Genomic DNA, 23869 nt, shown 5'->3' on the forward strand with positions numbered 1-23869 from the left:
TGTTCTTGATCACCGGGGCGACCGGATTCCGGAGATTACTCTCCGCCCCGCTCCTTCTGGATGATCTCCTCGGCAACACTCTTGGGGACCTCCGCATAGCTGGAGAAGGTCATCGTATACACCGCGCGGCCCTGGGTCTTCGACCGCAGATCACCGATGTAGCCGAACATCTCCGACAGCGGGACCACAGCCTTGACGACCTTCACACCGGAAGCATCGTCCATCGACTGAATCTGGCCACGCCGGGAATTCAGGTCGCCGATGACGTCACCCATGTATTCCTCAGGGGTGCGCACCTCGACGTCCATGACCGGTTCGAGAAGAACCGGATTCGCCTTCCTGACGGCCTCCTTGAAGACCATCGATCCGGCGATCTTGAATGCCATCTCCGAGGAGTCGACGTCGTGGTAGGCGCCGTCGACCAGAGTGGCCTTGACACCGACCATCGGGTAACCGGCCAGGGCACCGAGCTGCATGGCGTCCTGGATGCCGGCGTCGACGCTCGGAATGTACTCGCGCGGAATGCGTCCGCCCGTGATGGCATTCTCGAACTCGTAAATCGTATCGCCTTCGACCTCGAGGGGCTCGAAGGTGACCTGGACCTTCGCGAACTGTCCCGATCCACCCGTCTGCTTCTTGTGGGTGTAATCGTACTTCTCGACAGTGCGACGGATGGTCTCACGGTAGGCGACCTGGGGCTTGCCCACGTTGGCCTCGACCTTGAACTCGCGACGCATGCGGTCGACGAGGATGTCGAGGTGGAGTTCACCCATTCCGCGAATGACCGTCTGACCGGTCTCCTCGTCGAGTTCGATCTGGTAGGTCGGATCCTCCTTGACCAACTTCTGGATGCCGGCCGACAGCTTCTCCTGGTCGCTCTTGGTCTTCGGCTCGATGGCCACAGAGATCACGGGCTCCGGGAAGGTCATCGACTCGAGCGCGATCGGGTTCGCCGGATCGCTGAGCGTGTCACCCGTCGTCGTGTCCTTGAGACCGATGAAGGCGTAGATGTGGCCGGCGAAGGCCTCTTCCACGGGATTCTCCTTGTTGGAGTGCATCTGGAAGAGCTTGCCGACGCGCTCCTTCTTGCCCGAGGAGGTGTTGAGCACCTGCTCGCCGGACTTCACGTGGCCGGAGTACACGCGGACATAGGTCAGCGAACCGAAGAACGGGTGTGTGGAGACCTTGAACGCCAGAGCGGAGAACGGTTCGTCCTTCGCGGGCTTGCGAGTCAGCTCCTCCTCGTCGTTGCTCGGGTTGTGTCCGATCATCGGAGGCACATCGAGCGGCGAGGGCAGGTAGTCGATGACCGCGTTGAGCATGGGCTGGACGCCCTTGTTCTTGTACGCGGAACCGCACATGACGGGGAAGGCCTCGGACTTGATGACCAGTTCGCGGATTCCGCTCTTGATGTCAGCGATCGTGAGCTCATCGCCCTCGAGGTACTTCTCCATGAGCTCTTCCGAGCTCTCGGCGACGTCCTCGACCAGCTGTGCCCGGTATTCCACGGCCCGTTCCTTGAGATCCTCGGGGATCTCGATCTCGGTGATGTCCTGACCCATCTTGGACTCGTCGGGCCAGGTGTAGGCCTTCATCTCGAGCAGGTCGACGACACCGGAGAACTCGCTCTCGGCACCGATCGGCAGCTGGATGACCAGCGGCTTGGCTCCGAGGCGTTCCTTGATCGTCTGGACGGTGAAGTAGAAGTCAGCACCGAGCTTGTCCATCTTGTTGACGAAGCAGACGCGCGGGACATCGTACTTGTCGGCCTGACGCCACACGGTCTCGGACTGGGGCTCGACACCCTCCTTGCCGTCGAACACGGCAACGGCACCGTCGAGCACGCGCAGGGAGCGCTCAACCTCGACGGTGAAGTCGACGTGGCCCGGGGTGTCGATGATGTTGATCTGGTTGTCGTGCCAGTAGCAGGTCGTCGCGGCGGACGTGATCGTGATGCCGCGTTCCTTCTCCTGATCCATCCAGTCCATGGTGCCGGCGCCATCGTGGGTCTCGCCCATCTTGTAGTTCACGCCGGTGTAGAAGAGGATGCGTTCGGTCGTGGTTGTCTTACCGGCATCGATGTGGGCCATGATGCCGATATTGCGGACCTTGTTCAGGTCGGTGAGCACGTCAAGTGCCACGGTGTCTCTCTCTCAATCGATGATTTGCTCGACTCCCCCGGCTGCCGGCCGACGGCGTCGCGGACGATGTCCGCCGACCGGTCTGCGGAGAAGGCGATTACCAGCGGTAGTGGGCGAAGGCCTTGTTGGATTCCGCCATCTTGTGAGTGTCCTCGCGACGCTTGACTGCGGCACCGAGGCCGTTGCCGGCATCGAGGATCTCATTCATGAGTCGTTCGGTCATCGTCTTCTCACGACGCTGACGGGCATAGCCCACCAGCCACCGCAGAGCCAGAGTGGTCGAACGAGTCGGGCGGACATCGACGGGCACCTGGTAGGTGGCACCGCCGACGCGGCGGGACCGGACCTCGAGTGACGGCCGGATGTTGTCGAGAGCCTTCTTCAGGTTGACGACGGGATCGTTGCCGTTCTTCTCGCGGGTGCCTTCGAGCGCACCGTAGACGATCCGCTCGGCGGTCGAGCGCTTGCCGTCGAGCAGGATCTTGTTGATCAGCTGCGTCACGAGCGGCGAGCTGAAGACCGGATCGACGACGATCGGTCGCTTGGGTGCAGGACCTTTGCGTGGCATTACTTCTTCTCCCTCTTCGCACCGTACTTGCTGCGAGCCTGCTGACGGCCCTTGACGCCCTGGGTGTCGAGCGAACCGCGCACGATCCGGTAGCGGACACCGGGCAGATCCTTGACGCGGCCACCGCGCACGAGCACGATCGAGTGCTCCTGCAGGTTGTGTCCCTCGCCCGGAATGTAGGCGGTCACCTCGATCTGGCTCGAAAGCTTGACACGAGCGACCTTGCGAAGAGCCGAGTTCGGCTTCTTGGGGGTAGTGGTGTACACACGGGTGCACACTCCGCGACGCTGCGGGCTGCCCTTGAGGGCAGGAGCGTCGGATCCTGCTGATTTGACATGCCGTCCCTTGCGGACGAGCTGCTGGATTGTCGGCACTAAGCGTTCTCCATTTGCTTCTCGATAGACCTAATTCCCAATTTCGGCCACAACCGCAGTCATGTCTGTGAACCGTGGGACATATCCGACTGAACACCGGGTGAAGCTCGGCTCCCGATGTCAGTAACCACGCGAGCTGACGACCCCTGCGCTCGGGAGTGTCGCACGGACGCAACGAGGCGGAATCGACTTCTCGGCGGCCCGCACCGCCGAAATCACACAGAGGACCCGAGACTCACAGAACACTCGGCAGGATCATTCGACGACGCAGATAACACAATCAGTCGCTTTACAGAATATCTCTCTTCTGCGCGTCTGGTCAAAATGGCGAAGTTCCACTCTACCCTGTCCGCCCGCGCGGATCGAGGACCTCTGCCAGATCCGTCGGCGGTCGCCTCGGCGAGGGCTTCCGGAGCTTTCCTTGACTGACTCAAAAGAAGCAGGCATTCTGGTCATGTGAACGAGACGAAACACGAACACGACGAGGATCCTGCCGCTGCTCTGCGGCAGACCTCCCTGCGTGTGACCAAACAGCGAGTTGCGGTGCTTGAGGCGGTGCGGGAGCATCCGCATGCGGACACCGAGACCGTCATCCGCTCCGTGCGCGAATCCTTGCCCACGGTCTCCCATCAGGCGGTCTACGACTCGCTCCACACCCTCACCGAGGTCGGTCTCGTCCGCTGTATCCAACCGTCCGGTTCGGTGGCACGGTACGAACGGAGGATCGGCGACAACCACCATCACCTGGTGTGCCGCTCGTGCAATCTCATCGTCGATGTCGACTGCACGATCGGTCAGGCTCCGTGCCTGATCCCGTCCCACGATGCCGGCTTCCTCATCGAGCAGGCCGAAGTCACCTTCTGGGGCCTGTGCCCCGACTGTGCGAAGTCCGGTGCCGCGGTGGTCGGTGACGATCATCGCGTCGCCGTGTGAGTCCGCCCTCCGTTCACACCCCTGGTCTTCTTCCGAGAACACCTCTGTGCCCTCATTCCGAGGGCGCCTTTGTCGTCCGCCTCACCCTCAGGATCCTCGCCGAGGGGCAACCCGCACGCGACCCCATGGATCCTGATTTCGATTACGAAACCGAGTTCGACAGCCTCGACTGCTAGCAGCTCAAGGCCGATATCGAGCAGCTGAAGAAGACGAATCAGGAATGGTGGTCGGCTGACTTCGGCAGCTACGGCCCGTTCATGATCCGCATGGCCCGGCCCTCGTCTCCGCCGCCGCGTCCGTCCTGGACGTGGCGGCGGAGGCCAGGGCCAGCAGCGCTTCGCACCCCTGAACTCAAGGCCGAACAACGTCCTGCTGGACGAGGCCCGCCGTGTGGCCGGTGGAGTGGAAGTAGGGCAAGAAGATCTCCTGGGCCGATCTGTTCATCCTCGCCGGCGATGTCGGCCTCGAGCAGATGGGGTTCAAGCCCTTCGGCTACGCCGGCGTGCCGCGCCTTCGGCAAGACCCCCGGTCAGCGCCCACGCCACCGCGAGGAGCAGACGAGGCAGGTATCCGCGTCGGCTGAGCAGCACGGCGACGCCGATGCCGATGACCACGGCGATCGCAGGAATGAGTGCGACGGTGTAGTACTCGTGGACGATGCCGTTCATGTGCGACAGCACCAGCCAGGTGATGACGAGCCACGCGCCCCACATGAGCACGGTCGCGCCGAGGTGGCCGGTCGTCCTCCCGCCCGAAGCGGTGCCCGCAGGCGCTTCGGTCCTGCCGCGGCGACGAGCCGCCTCAACGAGAACGAGCAGGACGACTGTAGTCAGGAGGAGGAAGAGGGCGGTGGGCAGGAACCAGGAGACCTGCTGGCCGAAACTGCCGGTGAACAGCCGAGTGATGCCGGTTTCGCCCCAGCCGCCTCCCTGACCTCCGCCACCGACGGGCCCCGTCTCATTGCCGGCGAGCCGGCCGAAACCGTTGTAGCCGAAGGTGAGTTCGAGGAACGAATTCGTCTGGGAGCCGCCGACATAGGGTCGACTGTCGACGGAAGTGAGCTCGACGAGGGCGATCCACCAGCCGGCGCTGGCGACCATCGCCCCGATCGGGACGAGCAGCCACAGCAGACGCTTGGGCCAGGACGTGCGTGCGAAGAAGACCCACGCAGCGGCGAGACCGGGCACGATGAGGAGGACCTGGAACTGCTTGGTCAGGAACCCCAGCCCCAGGCAGACGCCGGCGAGGATGAGCCACAGGGTGATGCTGCGCGCAGATCGGGCGTGTGCGCCGGTCAGAGCGCGCAGACCGTGTTGGGTCGCGACGACCGCCGCGACCATGAGGGTCACGAGCAGCGCGTCCGGGTTGTTGAAGCGGAACATCAGTGCCACGACCGGTGAGACCGTGAAGATCGCGGCCGCGCCCAGCGCCGCCGCCTGCTCGAGACCCCGGCTGACGTGTCCGCGCAGCCCCAACCTCGTCGAGTGGGCGATGAGGACCACGGTCGCTCCGGCCAGGAGCACCTCGGGCAGCAGCATCGAGTAGGAGGAGAACCCGAAGACGCGGGCGCTCAGGGCCATCAGCCACAGAGCGGCCGGTGGCTTGTCGACGGTGATCGAGTTCGCCGGATCGAGGGCGCCGAAGAGGAAGGCCTCCCAGTCCTCGGATCCGGCCTGCACGGCCGCGGCGTAGAAGGAGTTCGCCCACCCGTTCGCGCTGAGGTTGACGAGGAACGCGGCGACGGTTCCGAGCGCGAGCACAGTCAGGGCCGCCGCATACCAGTGCCGTTTGAGCGTTTCGCTGCGAGTCTCAGACATGCTGCGCATCCTCCTGGGCTGCTCGTGCGGATTCGACGGTGTCCCTCGCCTCGGGGCGGGAGAGGCGAGCGAACACCCAGGTGCGCATCAGAACGAAGCGGACAACGGTGGCCGCGAGATTGGCCGCTGTCAGCACCGCGAGCGTGGCGATGCTCGCCCACTCGCCGGTGAAGCCGGACGCGAGACTCAGTCCCGCCGAGGTGAAGGCAAAACAGAGGGCGAACGCCGCAAGTCCCTTGGCCTGCGAGACGAAACGATGGTGCGGGGCGCGCATCCCGAAGGTGTGGGTGCGATTGGCCGCGGTGTTGATCACCGTCGAGATGAGCAGGGCCGCGATGTTCGCGACCGTCGGCGAGACCACCTGGACGGCGAAGAGGAACAGCACCGCGTAGAGGAGGGTGCTGATGATGCCGACGTCGACGAAGTGGAGGATCTGCGCTCCGGTGTTCGGTGCGGGAACCTCGCCGCCGCCTCGGGCGCGGCCGCTCGTGCGCAGCCGCACGATTCCCTTGATGTCCTTCCACGCCGTGTCGACGACGTCGACGGAGGAGTCGGGGTCGTCGGTCCAATCGGTGCCGAATTCGTGGATCCGAAATCCGGCCCACTCGGCTCTGGCGAGGAGCTCGGTGTCGAAGAACCATTCGGCGTCCTCGACTTGGGGCAGCAGTTCCTTCGCCGCTTTCGCTGACAGTGCCTTGAAACCGCACTGGGCATCGCTGAAGCCGACACCGAGGCTGAGCCTGAGCAGCCGGTTGTAGCAACGGGAGATGATCTCGCGCTTGATCCCACGACTGATCGCGAGTGCCGGGCAGCAGGCGCGAGGCGATGGCCACGTCGGCCAAGCCCGAGCGGATGACCTCAACCATCGGGTCGAGAACCCTGATGTCAGTGGCCAGATCGACGTCCGTGTACGCGACGACGTCGGCATCCGAGGCCTGCCACACCTGGGACAGCGCACGGCCGCGCCCCTTCCGATCGAGGCGGACGTACTCGACGTTCGGATGGGCAGCCGCCAACGCCGCACCGATCACGGGGGTCGAGTCAGTGCTCGCGTTGTCGGCGATGATGATTGTCAGCTCGGTGGCTCGTCCGGTGTCTGCGGCGAGCAGTGCTTCGATGGAGGCGGCGAGGCCGGACTCCTCGTTGTACACCGGAACGACGAGGTCGACTGTGGTGGGTGTCATGGTCGGGGTGGGTTCTGGTTGCGCCTCGGGCTGGTGCCGGGCGATGCTCTCATGTCTCATGGCCTCAAGACTTCCGGGAGCGTTTGGGCCCAGCATTGGTCGAAGCTGTGGCCCGGCTGTGGATGCCGCGTCCTGACAGACTTCCCTGTCCCAACGGGTGATTCCCGCTACACTGGGCACCATGGCCGAAGATCACTCCCCTACTCCCCAGCGCCGCATCCGCGCCTCCGACAAGGACCGCGACGATGTGCTCTCCGTGATCACCGAGGCCGTGACGAACGGTCGGCTCGACCCAGAGGAGACGGCCGAACGGCAGGACGAGGCGATCAGTGCGAAATACATCGATGGGCTCATGCCGCTCATCGACGATCTTCCCGAAGGCGACCAGCTCCACCGTCGTTTCGCCCGACAGACCGGACACCCTCAGAAGCCGGGCACTCCCGGTCACGGCTCCGAACTCGACCGTCACGGAACGACCGAGCTCAGTCCTGCCGCGGAACCGGGTTCGGCTCAGCCGCTGAACTCCATCGCCATCATGTCCGGACGCGAGATCGACGTTCCCGCCGGCACCGCCGAGATCACCAGCTACGCCCTCATGGGCGGCGACAACATCGACCTCTGCGCTGTCATGGGTCCCGGCGTCACGATCGAACTCAATTGCTATGCGATGTGGGCCGGCCACGATGTCTACGTCCCGCCCGGGGTGCGCATCCGCGACGAGACCGTCAACATCATGGCCGGAAATGAGATCCACCGTGCCGCGCGGGGAGACGGTTCGAACGGCACGCTCATACTCAAAGGTTTCTCACTCATGGCCGGACACGACGTCCGGCTGGCCAAAGGCTACCGAGCAAAGGATCAGGGACAACTGGAATGAAGATCGGTGTACTCACCTCGGGCGGCGACTGCCCGGGACTCAATGCTGTCATCCGCGGCATCGTCCGCAAGGGCATGCGCACGCACGGGGCGTCCTTCGTCGGGATCCGCGACGGGTGGCGGGGTCTGCTTGAGGACGACATGTTCGACATGACGATGCTCGATGTCCGCGGTCTGTCCGGTCGCGGAGGAACCATCCTCGGCACTTCCCGCACCCACCCCTATGAGGATGGTGGGCCCGACCGGATGCGTGAGGTCATGGCCGCCCACGGCATCGATTCCCTCATCGCCATCGGCGGTGAGGGCACCCTGGCCGGTGCCTCGCGGCTGGTCCACGAGGAGGGCCTCCACATCGTCGGAGTGCCCAAGACCATCGACAACGATCTGGGCAACACGGACTACACCTTCGGCTTCGACACCGCCCAGTCCATCGCCACCGAGGCGATCGACCGACTGCGCACCACCGCAGAGTCCCACCACCGCTGCATGGTCATCGAGGTCATGGGCCGCAACGTCGGGTGGATCGGTCTGCACGCCGGTATGGCCGCCGGCGCCCATGCGATCCTCATGCCCGAGTTCCCGGTCTCGTTCGACCAGATCGCAACCTGGGTGAATTCGGCCAAAAACCGCGGACGCGCCCCGATCGTCGTCGTCGCCGAGGGCTTCGTCCCCGAGGGACTCGACTCACAGGTCGCCGAGCAGGGCGTGGACAACAAGGGACGGACCCGCCTCGGCGGGATCGCGAACTACCTGGCTCCGAAGATCGAGGAGATCACCGGCATCGAGTCCCGCGCCACGATCCTCGGGCACCTGCAGCGCGGCGGTTCTCCCACTGCCTACGACCGCGTGCTGTCCACCCGACTGGGAATGGCCGCTGCCGATCTCGTCCAGTACGGCCATTGGGGCAAGATGGCCAGCCTCAAGGGCACCGATATCGTCTCCGCGGAGATGTCATCGGCCGTCGACAGCCTCAAGTCAGTGCCTCTGCACCGCTGGGAAGAGGCGCAGGTCCTCTTCGGCTGAACCCGCCGGCAGCGGCAACCGCAGCGCCCAGCCTGTGGTGGTCTCGCCGCGGCAGCACAACACCCGGTGGCCCAGTCTGCGGCGGCAGGTTGGCCACGGAAGCCCAGTCTGCGGCGGCAGAAACTCGACACAACGGTGGAGCGCCGAAACCACTATGCGTGCGGTATATTTCAAGCTGTTTGTGACAGCTCGGTGTTTTCTGGGCTATTGATGCCGGCGTGGGTCGGTGGGCCAGCGGCTATGGGGCTGGTGTGGAATCGTTCCGGATGCGCGCAGTGACGGGCCTCCAGAGTGGCTTGGCGACGGGCCCGGACAAGCTCGGTACGTCCGTGATGGACATCGTTGGGAGTGTAATAATTCAGGCCGCTGTGGCGGTGGTTCGCGTTGTAGTCAGCAATGAACGCGGCCATGTAGTCACGAGCATGATCGATGGATTCGAACCGGGTGGGAAAGTCCAAGTGGTACTTGATGGTCTTGAACGTCGATTCACTAAACGCGTTGTCATTCGACACTCTGGGCCGGGAAAAGGACAGCTTGATCCCCAGCGACTGAGCGAACTGGACAGTCGTTGCCGCGCGCATGGGAGCCCCGTTATCGGCGTGTAGCACGGTCGGGTACTGCTGGTTAGTTGCCACAGCCTGATCGATCATGGTCTGAGCATGGACGGATTTCTCGGAAGTCTCGACCCGGTGGCCAACGATCTTGCGGGAGAAAACGTCCATGATGGCATAGAGGCGATAGATGACCTTGCCGGGACCGCGCAGCATCGTGATGTCCCAACTCCACAGTTGGTTCGGTGCGCAGGCAGCGTGGACCGGCTTAGGCCGTTTGGGCTGGTTACCACGGCGCTGGGCGCGACGGTCTCCGTTCTGCCCGTGTGCGGCCACCACTCGGTGAGCCGTCGACGCGGAGAATGGCACCTGCCCGGCATCGAGCATCCGCCAATACGCCTGGGTGACAGACAGGCTCTCATAGTCTTCAGAGTTCAACAGCGCCATGAACGCATCGGCCTCGGCGGTGGTGATCCGACTCGGGTAGTCGCGTTCCTTCTGCGGCACCTGCACCCCGGCCGGGACCGCCGGATTCTGGTGACGGTACCAACTCGTACGATGCACACCCATCAACTCGCAGGCCGCCGTGATCGACCAGCCGACCCTGATCAGATCGCCGATGAACCTGAACCCGATTGCCTTTACTGTGGCGGGCTCATCCAGTCCGGCCTGGTCGCCTCGACCTCGGGCAGCGTCGGGTCTGTCGCGGTCGCGCTCTTGGACATCGCTTCCAAGAGCGCGGACGCTTTTCCCAAGATATCGACCGCAGCTTCAGACTTGGCCAGTTTGGCCTTCAACGCTTCGTTCTCGGCCTGCAGCTGTGTGAGTTGCTTCTTCTCAGCGGCTTTGAGCTTGTTGTCACTGGGATTGCCATTCAACCGATCCGATCGCGAGGTCAGGCAACCATTTTCTCTGTCCACGAACCACTGATAGATCGTTCTGGGATTGACCCCGACAGTCCGAGCCAACTGGGCTTTAGAACCCATCTCGATACATTTGTCATATTCGTCCAGGATCTCGAGTTTCTGGGCCGTGGTGAAATGCCCGCGGCTCGAGGAACGGGACGGAACTTCAAAAGACATAACAGACTTCTCTCCCCGCCAATATTGTCAGATAACTGTCACAAGACAGCCTGACACAGAGGGCGTGCACGGTGGTCTCGGAGCTCCACCGTTGTGTCGGCTGCAGGTGCTGGCCGAGCGAGGTCGCTGCGCCGCTGTCTCGACGCTGCATCGTGGTCTCGGCCACCGCGACTCACCTCTCGAACGCCGAAATCAGCCTCGAGGCGACCAGAGATCGCAGAGTCCAGCAACGCGATCTCCCCACCAGTGGCCCCCGATCTCCCCAACAGTGGCCCCAAAGCGCCCAGAGTCCACAGAACCCGACAGCCGGATCTTCAGAACGGTCGTCCTCAAAGCGCCCAGACGCGGCAGAACGCGGTGGCGATGAATGATGCGAGGGGCACCCACCTTTCGGTGAATGCCCCTCGCATCTGCCCAGCGGCTGGAGATCAGCGGATCAGCTGAATGCGCCGTAGTCGTAGTCCTCCAGCGGGATGGCGGAACCGGAGTCGGCCCCGATGCCCGCGTAGAAGTCGCCGTAGCTGTTGGTGAACATCTCGGCCTTGGCCTCTTCGGTCGGCTCCACCACGATGTTGCGGTGGGTCTGCAGGCCGGTGCCCGCAGGGATGAGCTTACCGAGGATGACGTTCTCCTTCAGACCCATGAGCGCATCCGACTTGCCTTCCATGGCCGCCTCGGTGAGCACGCGAGTGGTCTCCTGGAAGGACGCGGCCGACAGCCACGATTCGGTGGCCAGCGAGGCCTTCGTGATGCCCATCAGCTCATCACGTGCCGACGCCGGCTGACCGCCTTCGGCGACCACGCGACGGTTCTCCGCCTGGTAGCGGCCACGGTCGACGAGCTCACCGGGCAGCAGGTTCGTGTCGCCGGACTCGATGACGGTGACGCGACGCAGCATCTGCCGAACAATGACCTCGATGTGCTTGTCGTGGATGCCCACACCCTGCGAACGGTAGACCTTCTGGACCTCCTCGACGAGGAAGCGTTCGGCCTCACGACGACCGCGGATGCGCAGCACCTGCTTCGGATCGACAGCACCGACGATGAGCTGCTCGCCGGCCTTGACGTGCTGGCCGTCCTCGACGAGGAGGCGGGCGCGCTTGGAGACTGCGTGCTCGATCTCGTCGCTGCCGTCATCGGGGGTGATGATGACGAAGCGGGTCTTGCGGCTGTCGTCGATCTTCGCCCGACCGGTCGCCTCGGCGATGGGGGCGAAGCCCTTCGGGGTGCGAGCTTCGAAGAGCTCGGTCACGCGGGGCAGACCCTGCGTGATATCACCCGACGACGCCGCGGCACCACCGGTGTGGAAGGTGCGCATCGTCAGCTGAGTGCCGGGCTCACCGATCGACTGGGCAGCGACGGTACCGATCGCCTCACCGATGTCGACGAGCTTGCCAGTGGCCATGGAGCGGCCGTAGTGCTCAGCGGAGATCTGCGTATCGGAATCGGCGGTGAGCACCGAGTGGACCTTGATCTCCTCGACTCCGGCCGCCACCAGGGCGTCGACCGTGGCAGCAGAGACATCGGACTTCGCCGGGACGACGACGTTGCCCTCGGCGTCGGTGACGTCATTGACCGTGAGTCGACCGTAGAGGCTGGTCTCGGCGTACTCGTGCGGGACGAGCTTGCCCTCGTGGTCGCGTTCGGCCACCGGCAGCGTGATGCCCTTGTTCGATTCGGCATCGGCGGTGCGGATGATGACGTCCTGCGACACGTCGACGAGGCGACGGGTCAGGTAGCCGGAGTCTGCGGTGCGCAGAGCGGTGTCGGCCAGTCCCTTACGGGCACCGTGCGAGGCGATGAAGTACTCGAGCACCGCCAGGCCCTCACGGTAGTTCGACACGATCGGACGCGGGATGATCTCACCCTTCGGGTTCGTCACCAGACCGCGCATACCCGCCAGCTGACGCACCTGCATCCAGTTACCGGATGCTCCGGACTCGACCAGACGCAGCACCGAGTTCTCCTCGGGGAAGTTCGTGCGCATGATCTGGTCGACCTTCTCGGTCGTCTCAGTCCACAGCTTGACGAGCTCGTTGCGGCGCTCGTCGTCGGTGAGCGCACCGAGTTCGTACTGCTGCTGGACCTTCGTGTCGATGGCCTCGGCGTCGTCGAGGATCTCGGCCTTCGCCTCGGGCGAGACGACGTCGGACATCGCAATCGTGATGCCTGAACGGGTGGCCCAGTAGAAGCCGCCGGACTTGAAGTTGTCCAGCGTGTGGGCGACCTCGGTCTTCGGGTACTCCTCGGCGAGGTGGTTGACGATCCGGCTCAGGGCCTTCTTGTCGATCGTCGAGTTCACGAAGGTGTAGTCAGCGGGCAGGTACTCGTTGAACTCTGCGCGGCCCAAGGTGGTCTGCACGTCCAGCGGATCGCCTTCCTCCCATCCTTCGGGCACCTCGATGTCCGGTCCGGGAACCACGTTCTCCAGACGGATGGTCACAGGCGAACCGAGATCGAGCTCGCCCCGATCGAAAGCCATGATGGCTTCGCCCATACTGGAGAAGGAGCGTCCTTCGCCGGGCAGACCCTTGCGCTCGGAGGTGAGGTGGAACAGACCGATGATCATGTCCTGAGAGGGCATGGTCACGGGCTTGCCGTCCGAGGGCTTGAGGATGTTGTTGGACGAGAGCATGAGGATGCGGGCCTCGGCCTCCGCCTCGGGACTCAGCGGCAGGTGCACGGCCATCTGGTCACCGTCGAAGTCGGCGTTGAACGCCGAGCACACGAGCGGGTGCAGCTGGATGGCCTTGCCCTCGATCAGCTGGGGTTCGAAGGCCTGGATGCCCAGACGGTGCAGGGTCGGTGCGCGGTTGAGCAGCACAGGATGCTCGGTGATGACCTCTTCGAGGACGTCCCACACCTGCGGGTGCTGGCGCTCGACCATCCGCTTGGCCGACTTGATGTTCTGCGCATGGTTGAGATCGACCAGGCGCTTCATCACGAACGGCTTGAACAGCTCCAGGGCCATCGTCTTGGGCAGACCGGCCTGGTGCAGGTGCAGCTGCGGACCGACGACGATGACCGAACGGCCCGAGTAGTCCACACGCTTGCCGAGCAGGTTCTGACGGAAACGTCCCTGCTTGCCCTTGAGCATGTCCGACAGCGACTTCAGCGGGCGGTTGCCCGGTCCGGTCACCGGACGTCCGCGACGGCCGTTGTCGAACAGCGAGTCCACGGCCTCCTGCAGCATCCGCTTCTCGTTGTTGACGATGATCTCGGGAGCACCGAGGTCGAGCAGACGCTTGAGACGGTTGTTGCGGTTGATCACGCGACGGTAGAGGTCGTTGAGGTCCGAGGTCGCGAAGCGACCGCCGTCGAGCTGGACCATCGGGCGCAGCTCCGGCGGAATCACCGGCACGACGTCGAGGACCATGCCCTCGGGGTTGTTGTCGGTGGTCAGGAACGCGTTGACGACCTTGAGGCGCTTGAGCGCACGGGTCTTGCGCTGGCCCTTGCCGGTGGCGATGAGCTCACGCAGCTTCTCGGCTTCGGCTTCGAGGTCGAAGTCCATCAGGCGCTTCTGGATCGCCTCGGCGCCCATCGCTCCGGTGAAGTAGAGGCCGAAGCGATGGAACATCTCGCGGTACAGGCCCTCGTCGCCCTCGAGGTCGTTGACCTTGAGGTTCTTGAACCGATCCCACACCTGCTCGATGCGGTCGATCTCACGGTCGGCGTTGCGGCGCAGCTTGTCCATTTCCTTCTCGGCGGTATCGCGCAGCTTCTTCTTGGCCTGGGCGGTTCCGCCGTCGGCCTCGAGTGCAGCGAGATCCTCTTCGAGCTTCTTGGCACGACGGTCGATATCGGCGTCCCGGCGGGTGCCGATCTGCTGCTTCTCGACGTCGATCTTGTTCTGCAGGCTGGGCAGATCACGGTGACGGGAGTCCTCGTCGACCGAGGTGATCATGTAGGCCGCGAAGTAGATGACCTTCTCGAGGTCCTTCGGGGCCAGGTCCAGCAGGTATCCCAGACGGGAGGGAACACCCTTGAAGTACCAGATGTGGGTCACGGCAGCGGCCAGTTCGATGTGGCCCATGCGCTCACGGCGCACCTTGGCCCGGGTGACCTCGACGCCGCAGCGTTCGCAGATGATGCCCTTGAAGCGGACGCGCTTGTACTTGCCGCACGCGCACTCCCAGTCGCGGGTGGGTCCGAAGATCTTCTCGCAGAAGAGTCCGTCCTTCTCCGGCTTCAGGGTCCGGTAGTTGATGGTCTCAGGCTTTTTCACCTCACCGTGTGACCAGCCGCGGATGTTCTCAGCGGTGGCAAGACCGATGCGCAGTTCATCAAAGAAATTGACGTCAGGCACGTAAATCCTCTTTCCTGGCGATGAACGTCTCGTTCATCGAAAAGTTGTGTCGGTTGAAGTGGAAGCCCTCAGACTTCTTCTACGGTCTGTGCTTCGCGGCGGGACAGGTCGATGCCGAGTTCCTCGGCGGCACGGTAGACCTCGTCCTCCGATTCGCCCATCTCGACCTGGCCGCCGTCGGAAGACAGGACTTCGACGTTGAGGCACAGGGACTGCATCTCCTTGATGAGGACCTTGAACGATTCGGGGATTCCCGGATCGGGCAGGTTCTCACCCTTGACGATGGCTTCGTAGACCTTCACACGGCCCGGGATGTCATCGGACTTGATCGTCAGAAGCTCCTGCAGGGTGTAGGCGGCGCCGTAGGCCTCGAGGGCCCAGACTTCCATCTCACCGAAGCGCTGACCACCGAACTGCGCCTTACCACCGAGCGGCTGCTGGGTGATCATCGAGTACGGTCCGGTCGAACGCGCGTGGATCTTGTCGTCGACGAGGTGGTGGAGCTTGAGCATGTACATGTAGCCGACCGAGATCGGGTACGGGAAGGGCTCACCGGAGCGACCGTCGAACAGCTGGGCCTTGCCCGAGGAATCGATGAGGCGATCCCCGTCGCGGTTCGGTGTGGTCGACTCCAGCAGTCCGCGCAGCTCCTGCTCGTGCGCACCGTCGAAGACCGGGGTGGCCAGGTTGGTTCCGGCCTCGGCCTCGCGGGCCGCCGCCGGCAGCTCGGCTGCCCATTCGGGGTTGCCCTCGATCTTCCAGCCCTGCTTCGAGATCCAGCCGAGGTGAACTTCGAAGACCTGGCCGATGTTCATACGACGGGGAACACCGTGGGGGTTGAGGATCACGTCGACAGGAGTCCCGTCGGCGAGGAACGGCATGTCCTCGACCGGCAGGATCGTCGAGATGACGCCCTTGTTTCCGTGGCGGCCGGCCATCTTGTCACCGATGGTGATCTTGCGGCGCTGGGCCACGTAGACGCGGACCATCTGGTTGACGCCCGGCGAGAGCTCATCATCGTCCTCACGGTCGAAGACGCGGACGCCGATGACGGTGCCGATCTCACCGTGAGGAACACGCAGCGAGGTGTCGCGGACCTCGCGCGACTTCTCACCGAAGATCGCACGCAGCAGCCGCTCCTCCGGGGTCAGCTCGGTCTCACCCTTCGGGGTGACCTTGCCGACGAGGATGTCTCCGTCAGTGACCTCGGCGCCGATGCGGATGATGCCGCGATCGTCGAGGTCGGCCAGGGCATCGGGCGAGATGTTCGGGATGTCCCGGGTGATCTCCTCGGCGCCGAGCTTGGTGTCGCGGGCGTCGACCTCGTGCTCCTCGATGTGGATCGAGGACAGGACATCGTCCTGGACGAGACGCTGGGAGAGGATGATCGCATCCTCGAAGTTGTAGCCTTCCCAGGACATGAACGCCACGAGGAGGTTCTTGCCCAGAGCCATCTCACCGTTCTCGGTGGACGGTCCGTCGGCGAGGACGGAGCCGGCTTCGACCCGGTCCCCTTCGTCGACGAGGATGCGCTGGTTGTACGAGGTGCCGTGGTTCGAGCGCTTGAACTTCGAGGCCTTGTAGGTCATCTGAGTGCCGTCATCGGCGAGCACCGTGACGAAGTCGGCCGAGACCTCGGTGACGACACCGGACTTCTCGGCGGTGATGACGTCACCGGCGTCGACAGCGGCACGGTATTCCATGCCGGTGCCCACTGCCGGGGACTCGGCCATCACCAGCGGCACCGCCTGACGCTGCATGTTCGCACCCATGAGGGCGCGGTTGGCGTCGTCGTGCTCGAGGAACGGGATCAGGGCCGATGCCACGGACACCATCTGACGTGCGGAGACGTCCATGAAGTCGATCTGGTCGTACTGGACCAGCTCCGCTTCACCGCCGCCGCCCTTCGGCCGGGCCAGAACCTCGACCTCGGCGAAACGGTGATCTTCGGTCAGGGGGGCATTGGCCTGCGCGATGTTGAAGTCGAGTTCGTCATCGGCGGTCAGGTACTGGGTCTCATCGGTGACGACACCGTCGACGACCTTGCGGTAGGGCGTCTCGATGAAGCCGAAGGGGTTGATGCGGGCGTAGGAGGCCAACGAGCCGATCAGTCCGATGTTCGGGCCTTCGGGAGTCTCGATCGGGCACATGCGGCCGTAGTGCGAGGGGTGCACGTCACGGACTTCCATGGCGGCGCGGTCACGCGAGAGACCGCCGGGGCCCAGTGCGGAGAGACGGCGCTTGTGGGTCAGACCCGCGAGCGGGTTGTTCTGATCCATGAACTGGCTCAGCTGGGAAGTGCCGAAGAACTCCTTGATCGCAGCCACCACGGGGCGGATGTTGATCAGGGTCTGCGGGGTGATCGCCTCGACGTCCTGAGTGGTCATGCGCTCACGCACGACGCGCTCCATGCGGGACAGACCCGTGCGGATCTGGTTCTCGATGAGCTCGCCGACGGCGCGGATGCGGCGGTTGCCGAAGTGGTCGATGTCGTCGAGCTTGACGGACAGCTCGACCTCTTCGCCGTCGCGGGTGCCCTTGGTGGTCTCCACGCCTGCGTGCAGCGACACGAGGTAGCGGATGGTGGCCACGATGTCCTCGGTCGAGAGCACCGAATCCGACAGCGGAGCCTCGACGCCGAGCTTGCGGTTGACCTTGTAGCGACCGACCTTGGCCAGATCGTAGCGCTTCGGGTTGAAGTACAGGTTGCTGAGCAGGTTGCGGGCGGCCTCGGTGGTCGCGGGCTCTGCCGGGCGCAGCTTCTTGTAGATGTCGAGCAGCGCCTCGTCCTGCGTGTTGACGGTGTCCTTGGCCATCGTCTCGCGAATGGATTCGAACTCGCCGAACTCCTCGAGGATCTTCGCCTCGGTCCAGCCGAGGGCCTTGAGCAGAACGGTCACCGACTGCTTGCGCTTGCGGTCGAGGCGCACACCGACCTGGTCGCGCTTGTCGACCTCGAACTCCAGCCAGGCACCGCGGGAGGGGATGATCTTCGCAGTGAAGATGTCCTTGTCCGTGGTCTTGTCCACGCTGGACTCGAAGTAGGCGCCGGGCGAGCGGACGAGCTGCGAGACGACGACGCGTTCGGTGCCGTTGATGATGAACGTGCCCTTGTCGGTCATCAGGGGGAAGTCACCCATGAACACGGTCTGGCTCTTGATCTCGCCGGTGTTGTTGTTCATGAACTCGGCGGTGACGTACAGCGGCGCCGAGTAGGTCATATCGCGCTCCTTGCACTCGTCGATCGAGTACTTGGGCGCTTCGAACCGGTGTTCGCGGAACGACAGCGACATGGATCCGCCGAAGTCTTCGATCGGCGAGATCTCTTCGAAGATGTCCTCGAGACCCGAGGTGGTCGCGACGGAGTCATCACCGATCTCGATGGCCTCGGCGACGCGGTCCTGCCACGTCTCCGAGCCGATCAGCCAGTCGAAGCTGTCCGTCTGCAGACCGAGCAGATCGGGAACCTCGAGGGGTTCGCGAATCTTCGCGAAGGAAATTCTCTGGGGGGGATTAGCGGTCCTGGTGTTGTCGTTGGCGGCGGCCAATTGGTTCCTTCCGAGTGCTTCACCATCTGATACTTCGTCTGCCCACTCGTCATCGCTTCGACGACCCACAGGTGTGTCGGATTTCGACTCCCGGCGTCGACGTGGTTCACTTGAGTGGAATGGACGTGCCCACCGCTATATGAAGGCACACCACAGGCAGAACGATGCAAATATCAACCTTATAGCATCAGGTCAAGTCACGCAAGAAGCATCTTCTTCCACAGACCGACCCAGCCCGCGGCCTCGAACCCCGCTCGTTCGTTGATGGCCAGCATCCACGAGTTCTCCGCCGCATTCCACGTATAGACGCGTTCGACGTCGGACTCCCGGGCCAGCCTGCCATGATTGGCCTTCTTCAGCCTCGCGCCCAGTCCGTGTCCCCGATGCTCTTCGACAACGAGTGTGGCGCCCTGATAGGCCACCTGGGGCCTCTGGCCGTAGGACACGACCTCGGTGAAGCCGACCCCCTCATCGCCGCGGAGAGCCAAGGCCGTGTGCGTTCGTGCGCCCGTGAACTCGCGATCGGCTTCGAGGGCACGGACCCGAGCGGCGTCCCAGGACTCCTCGTCGTAGAGGTCCGCTGCTCCTGGGACATCGGTCGACATCCGCTGATGCAGCCGGGCGATCGCCTCGACATGTTCCTCTGGCACCGGCCCCGCCCAGGTGCGGATGACATATCCGTCATCGGGTTCGGAACGGTCGCCCGCTTCGGTCGGATTCGGTCCTGGATCCGTCGTGGTCGGATCCGCTGTGTCCGCAGGCATCGGCCCCGCATCCCTCGGCGAACCCGCCGCATCCGCCCGGACGCGTGCCACGGAGCACCGTTCGAGCTGCTGGAGACCGTAGCCGCGTGCCCGGGCGAAGGCGACCTCGGCCCGTTCGGCCGGGAGGCTGCCGGTGCCCGCAGCGGCGGCGATCCGCGGTCTGCGCGGGTCGCCGCGGAAGTCCGCGACCGGCATCTCGCACCACGCGTTCAGCCGTGTCCTGCCGGCCTGCCCCAATTGCCGCTCCATGACGGTCAACAGCTCGGTTCCCAGGCCCGAACACCGGTGCTGGGGCAGAACACCGACGTAGACGTCCGCGACGTCGGTGTTGTCGGTCAGGCTGAGATACGCTCCGGCCTTGGCCACGAGGCGGCCCTGGAGTCGGCCGAGCCAGAGTTCGTGAGAGGTGAATTCGTCGGTGCGCACGAGTTTGCCTCGCACCGACCCGGGCAGAGGGTCGAAGTCCCGGCCGAAGCCGAGGGCGCGGTTGATCGTCCGGTCGAAGTCGACGATCTCGGTCAGAAGCGCGTCGACAGTCGGATCGGCGAGGGTCCCGGCACGGATATGCGTGATCTCCATCGATCTCCTCGTGCGTTGAGCAGCTGGTGGCTGTGATCTTAGGCGATCCCGTCGCGAACAGCGATCGTGCCCAGGAACGCTCCGTGTCGACCCGGACACTTCCCCGCCGCTTGTGCCCCCTAGACTCGTCCTATGACGACCATCAGCGTGTTCAGCACCGACCCCGCCTCCGTCAACTGCGCGGTCATCACCGGCAGCACGGGCAGCCTCATCGTCGATGCGGGCCCGTTCCCCGCAGCCGGCAGACGGCTCGCCGCTCGGGCGGCTCAGCTGCGCGGGGACTCCCCCGGCGCGGGAGGCATCGACCTGGTCATCACCCACGATCATTGGGACCACTGCTTCGGGGCGGCGGCACTGCTCGAGGCGACAGCGGGCAGGGCGCTGGCTTCGTCGTCCTTCGCTGCCGACCAGGAGGCCAGCGCCTGGCTCGCCCTCGATTCGCTTCGCCACGATCCGGCCACGGCCGAGTTCGCCGCGGAGCTGCCCGATGATCCCGGCGAGCTCGTCGTCGACGTCACTCCGGTCGGATCGACGTCGGCACCCGACGGTATCGACCTCGGTGACTGCCGCGCCGAATTCCATGTCCTCGAAGGACACTCGACCTCCGACCTCGTCGTGCGTCTGCCCGAGTTCGGGATCGTGTTCACCGGCGATCTGGTCGAGGAGGGCGATCCTCCGCAGGCCGGGGCCGATGCCGCTCTCAGCCGATGGGTGGACAGCCTCCACACGATCCTCGAGTTCCCCGAGGCCGAGGTCTTCGTCCCCGGGCACGGTGTGCCCGTCGACCGCGGATTCGTGCAGCGTCAGCTCGCCGACATCGACGGGATGCGGCATCGCCAGGACGACACCGAGGTGGCCCTGCCGGCCCGCACGATGCCCGGCGACCACGATCGCAGCGTTCCCCGGGAGCACCGACTCCGCTGAGACTCAGCGCGGCGGCTGCGATTTCAGAGCCGTGACGAGGTCTCCCCCGATGGCGCCGAAGAGGGTCGCCGCCCACACACTCGTGCCTTCGACGTACGGCCTGCCCTCGTCGAAGATCCACGGCAGCTGATTGCCTGCACGCAGATCGGCGCGGCAGTCTTCGCACACGGGCACGCGCACGCTCCTGCCCGCCGTCCTGACCTCCGAGGTGCCCCCGGCCTCCCCATGCAGCGGATTGATCGTGCACAGAGATTGCGGGAGTCTGCCGGCGCCTCCGCCTCGTGGACTGCGTTTCGTCCGGTCTGACTGCTGCACTGCGGCGATCTCCCTGCCCGCCTGACGGAGGAGGACTGCCGCTCCGGCGAGGTCGAGGCGACCGGCGGCCTCATCATCGACGATGTCGCGAGCGATCTCATAGGCGTCGAGGGCCCGTCCCACCTTCACCGCCCCGTCCGAGGACAGATCCTCGGTCTGGAGGCGATCGATCTCGGCGACGATGTCTGCGGTGTCGGCATTGATGTTGGCCCGCAGCGATTTCCGCTGCAGGGTGTCGACCCGCTCCAGCAGCTGCGGCGGCAGCTGGAACTGCTTCTGCCGCCGGCGGTCAGCGACTCTGCGTCGCAGTGAACGGGTGATCCAGACGCCGATGATGACCAGGACGAGTGCGACCACGATCCCGCCGAAGAGCATCGCGGACGGTCCCCCGTCGTCGTCAACGGTCTGGACCTCGCTGCCCGGAGCCTCCTGGCCTTCGACCTGGCCGCTGTCATCCGCCTCCTCCGGGTGAGCGTAGTAGTCGAGGAGGATATTCAGTTTCGTCGTCGACGGGGAGGTGACGTTCCATTCGTCCCGAGCGTTCGACAGCTGATCCCTGATCTGCGACTGCAGCTCGTGGTCGTCGTCGAAGTGGTAGTCCACGGTGAGGTCGTTCGTGCCGTTGATCATGATGAACGAACCTTCGCCGCCGTTTGAGTCCATGATCTGCCCGAGCAGATCCCGATCGTTGTAGTCATCGTCGACAGCGATGACGTAGACGTCGAAGTCGAGATCGTCGACTGTCTCCTGTGCTTTGTCCATCAGGCCGGCATTGAGCGAACCTTCGAGGGATTCGTCGATGAAGAACGGATCCGTCTCCAGTGCTGCGGCAATCTGCTGTGCGTCTGCGCTCATCGCTTCGTCACTTCTCCCTGATCCTGCGCCTCACCAGTACTCCGCCGACGCCCAGACCCCCTCCGACGAGGAGGCCCAGTCCGATGCCTCCGACGGCCGCACCGGCGGGATAGGCCAACGTGCGCGGGTCCTCAGAGGTGTCTTCGTTGACCACGAGCGGTCTGCCGTCGTCGTCGGTCTTCGACGAATAGACTGTGGTCGCGTCCTCGACCTCCGTACTCTTCAATGCCCGCACGTAGTCGACTGCGGCGGCCGAGGCCGACTCATCGGGGTCGGTCCGCGGACGTGACCTGAGATCCCGGACGGCTCCCGTGCTGCCGATTCCTTCGTCCATGAGCCCGACGACCAGAACGGTGGCCCGCTCGTCTGACAGCTCAGCGGCGATCCGAGCCGCGAGCAGGTCGGCGTCTCCATCAGCGTCGTCGAGTTCCGAGTTGGACAGAAATGCCACGTAGATCGGCACGTCGAGCCCGTCGACCTCTGTGCGGATCGTCTCGAGCTCGGCGTCGTCGACCGAGAAGGCCCGGTAGCCGTCGAGGAAGATCGGGTCGGATTCGAAGGACTTCGCGATCGTCCGATAGCGGCCCCGGTCGTAATCGGCGTCGTACTGTCCTTCGATCCGATCGGAATAGATCGAATCGACGACGATCTCATCGCTGTCCTCGGCCGCGATCCGCGCCTGCTTGGCCGCATCGAACTCCGCCGTCGTCCAGACCGTCGCACCGGTGACCACGACGGCGAAGACGATGACGGCCACGACCCATCTCAACCACAGCCTCATCGCGAACGCTCCTGCCCCGCCCGAACGCTCTGTGCCTCCACCAGTGCGTCCTCGAGGGGTTGGAAGCTGCCGAATCCCGAAGCCGCATAGGCGTCCGAACGTCGGAAATAGGGCACAGCCCGCTTCGATCCGGGACGCTTGGGCACCATGAGACGTTCGGGTTCGTGCCCGGCATTGATCTCCGCTCGGCAGTGCTCGCACAGGTCGACTCTCAGCATCGTTCTGTTCTGTTCGAGGGCGAACCTCTCGATCCCGCCTCTGTGATGGGGGAAGAGAAAGCAGAAGCGAGGGGCTTCCTCGTCTGCCGAACTCGATCCCCGCAGCCGTTTCCGGACCCACTTGTCGGTCGATACGAGAACGAACACTCCGCAGCGGTGGGCGAAGTCAGGGTTGTCCGCCCAATCGGGATGCGATTCGACGAGCGCTCTCAGCGCATCCTGGATGCGCCGACCGCGATCGTACAGCTGCCATGTCTCTTCGCTGGGCTCATGCGGTTCCGGCAGCGGCTCGAGGACCTGATCGGCACGCGACCGCAGCCGGGCCGATCTGACCAGTTCGGGAGCCGTCGTCAGGCTCGTCTTCCAGGAGTACTTCTCTCTGCGCCGCATCAGCCACACGCTCAGCCCGAGCGCAGCGACAGCGGCAGCCCCGAACACCGTGACGTCGGGATTGCCATTGCCCAGGCCCGTTGCCTCGATGTAGTCCTCGCTCCGGTCTCCGGGATCGCGGGTGTCGAAGTCGGGCGGATCCGGCGGCTGAGTTCCCTTCGCCGCGGCAACGAGGACGCCGAGGAGGTAGGGAACCGACAACTCGACCGGCAGGAAGTCGTCAGTGGCCGATCTCGTCAGATTCGCGGCATCCGGAGGTACCACCGGTCCGTTGTCGTCGACGAGATAAGCACGCGCGGCCGCTGCCGATGCCCCCTCGCTGAAGAGGACGAGACTCTGCTCCGCATCGCCGTCGGCGTGAACGGCATAGGCGAGGTCGGCGGTGAATCTGTCCCAGTCGTCGCCGACGGCCAGCGCGATCTCGGGCACGATCGCGATGAAATGCGGAATTCCCGACTCCGCCGTGTTCGCGGAGGCTCGCTTCACCGAGAGCTTCTGGTTCTTCGTCAGACCTGGGGCGATGATCGGATCGATGAAGACCGGGTCGAGGTCCCAAGCGTCGCGGATCCGGGATCGCAGTCTCCCCAGCGACTCGGTCGTGCTCGTCTTCTCAGTCACCTCACAAGACTAATACGCA

General features: G+C 64.4%; 17 protein-coding genes. 4 read left to right on the forward strand and 13 right to left on the reverse strand.

The genetic code is table 11. The features are described 5' to 3' along the window. Positions 1 to 35: 35 nt before the first annotated feature. The 3 genes from fusA to rpsL form a co-directional block, all read right to left on the reverse strand. Complete coding sequence (fusA, locus tag IG171_RS10825; RefSeq protein ID WP_212127461.1) at positions 36 to 2141, reverse strand: elongation factor G; 2106 nt, start codon at positions 2139 to 2141, stop codon at positions 36 to 38. Between the two features lie 97 nt (positions 2142 to 2238). Further along, positions 2239 to 2709 carry a 30S ribosomal protein S7 gene (gene rpsG, locus IG171_RS10830; protein ID WP_166970633.1) on the reverse strand — a complete coding sequence of 157 codons (471 nt, stop codon included), beginning with the start codon at positions 2707 to 2709 and terminating at the stop codon, positions 2239 to 2241. Beyond that, complete coding sequence (rpsL, locus tag IG171_RS10835) at positions 2709 to 3083, reverse strand: 30S ribosomal protein S12 (RefSeq protein ID WP_166970631.1); 375 nt, start codon at positions 3081 to 3083, stop codon at positions 2709 to 2711. Before rpsL ends, rpsG begins: the two co-directional genes overlap by 1 nt. Before the next feature lie 456 nt (positions 3084 to 3539). Between rpsL and IG171_RS10840 the strand changes: the two genes are divergently transcribed. Continuing rightward, positions 3540 to 4016 carry a Fur family transcriptional regulator gene (locus IG171_RS10840; protein WP_212127462.1) on the forward strand — a complete coding sequence of 159 codons (477 nt, stop codon included), beginning with the start codon at positions 3540 to 3542 and terminating at the stop codon, positions 4014 to 4016. A gap of 479 nt (positions 4017 to 4495) precedes the next feature. On the opposite strand, the gene IG171_RS10845 is transcribed toward IG171_RS10840, so the two are convergent. Then, complete coding sequence (locus IG171_RS10845) at positions 4496 to 5833, reverse strand: glycosyltransferase family 39 protein (protein WP_212127463.1); 1338 nt, start codon at positions 5831 to 5833, stop codon at positions 4496 to 4498. Further along, a complete protein-coding gene (locus tag IG171_RS19060; protein WP_249203627.1) occupies positions 5826 to 6695 on the reverse strand; it encodes a GtrA family protein in 870 nt (289 codons plus the stop codon). Before IG171_RS19060 ends, IG171_RS10845 begins: the two co-directional genes overlap by 8 nt. Before the next feature lie 503 nt (positions 6696 to 7198). Between IG171_RS19060 and IG171_RS10855 the strand changes: the two genes are divergently transcribed. Together IG171_RS10855 and IG171_RS10860 are read left to right on the forward strand one after the other, a co-directional pair. Further along, on the forward strand, positions 7199 to 7894 hold the full coding sequence (locus IG171_RS10855) for a DUF1707 domain-containing protein (protein ID WP_212127464.1): 696 nt from the start codon (positions 7199 to 7201) through the stop codon (positions 7892 to 7894). Further along, entirely contained in the window at positions 7891 to 8916 is a 1026-nt protein-coding gene (locus IG171_RS10860) for an ATP-dependent 6-phosphofructokinase (protein ID WP_212127465.1), read from the forward strand. The genes IG171_RS10855 and IG171_RS10860 overlap by 4 nt, the downstream gene beginning before the upstream one ends. A gap of 170 nt (positions 8917 to 9086) precedes the next feature. Here the strand turns inward: IG171_RS10860 and IG171_RS10865 are convergent, their stop codons facing one another. The 5 genes from IG171_RS10865 to IG171_RS10885 all read right to left on the reverse strand — a co-directional run bounded on the left by IG171_RS10865 (position 9087) and on the right by IG171_RS10885 (position 19749). After that, complete coding sequence (locus tag IG171_RS10865) at positions 9087 to 10037, reverse strand: IS3 family transposase (protein ID WP_249203629.1); 951 nt, start codon at positions 10035 to 10037, stop codon at positions 9087 to 9089. A gap of 71 nt (positions 10038 to 10108) precedes the next feature. Continuing rightward, positions 10109 to 10549 (reverse strand): transposase, encoded by a 441-nt coding sequence (locus IG171_RS10870; RefSeq protein ID WP_212127466.1) that lies wholly within the window; start codon positions 10547 to 10549, stop codon positions 10109 to 10111. Positions 10550 to 10985: 436 nt separating this feature from the next. Continuing rightward, a complete protein-coding gene (locus IG171_RS10875; protein WP_212127467.1) occupies positions 10986 to 14858 on the reverse strand; it encodes a DNA-directed RNA polymerase subunit beta' in 3873 nt (1290 codons plus the stop codon). A 68-nt stretch (positions 14859 to 14926) separates the two neighbouring features. Continuing rightward, complete coding sequence (gene rpoB, locus IG171_RS10880; protein WP_212127468.1) at positions 14927 to 18406, reverse strand: DNA-directed RNA polymerase subunit beta; 3480 nt, start codon at positions 18404 to 18406, stop codon at positions 14927 to 14929. A 197-nt stretch (positions 18407 to 18603) separates the two neighbouring features. Then, positions 18604 to 19749, reverse strand: coding sequence for a GNAT family N-acetyltransferase (locus IG171_RS10885; RefSeq protein ID WP_212127469.1), 1146 nt, complete (start codon positions 19747 to 19749; stop codon positions 18604 to 18606). 132 nt (positions 19750 to 19881) lie between these two features. Here IG171_RS10885 and IG171_RS10890 point away from each other — a divergent pair, with 132 nt between their 5' ends. After that, positions 19882 to 20673, forward strand: coding sequence for an MBL fold metallo-hydrolase (locus IG171_RS10890; protein ID WP_212127470.1), 792 nt, complete (start codon positions 19882 to 19884; stop codon positions 20671 to 20673). 3 nt (positions 20674 to 20676) lie between these two features. Here the strand turns inward: IG171_RS10890 and IG171_RS10895 are convergent, their stop codons facing one another. Genes IG171_RS10895 through IG171_RS10905 form a run of 3 tightly spaced genes read right to left on the reverse strand, consistent with a single transcriptional unit; the run spans position 20677 to position 23850 of the window. Then, entirely contained in the window at positions 20677 to 21843 is a 1167-nt protein-coding gene (locus tag IG171_RS10895) for a hypothetical protein (protein WP_212127471.1), read from the reverse strand. Between the two features lie 7 nt (positions 21844 to 21850). After that, complete coding sequence (locus IG171_RS10900) at positions 21851 to 22624, reverse strand: hypothetical protein (RefSeq protein ID WP_212127472.1); 774 nt, start codon at positions 22622 to 22624, stop codon at positions 21851 to 21853. Next, positions 22621 to 23850: a hypothetical protein gene (locus IG171_RS10905; RefSeq protein WP_249203633.1), complete on the reverse strand. Its 1230-nt coding sequence runs from the start codon at positions 23848 to 23850 to the stop codon at positions 22621 to 22623. The genes IG171_RS10900 and IG171_RS10905 overlap by 4 nt, the downstream gene beginning before the upstream one ends. Positions 23851 to 23869 lie beyond the last annotated feature (19 nt).

This window comes from Brevibacterium sp. SMBL_HHYL_HB1 (assembly GCF_018208375.1).
Lineage (GTDB): Bacteria > Actinomycetota > Actinomycetes > Actinomycetales > Brevibacteriaceae > Brevibacterium > Brevibacterium intestinavium.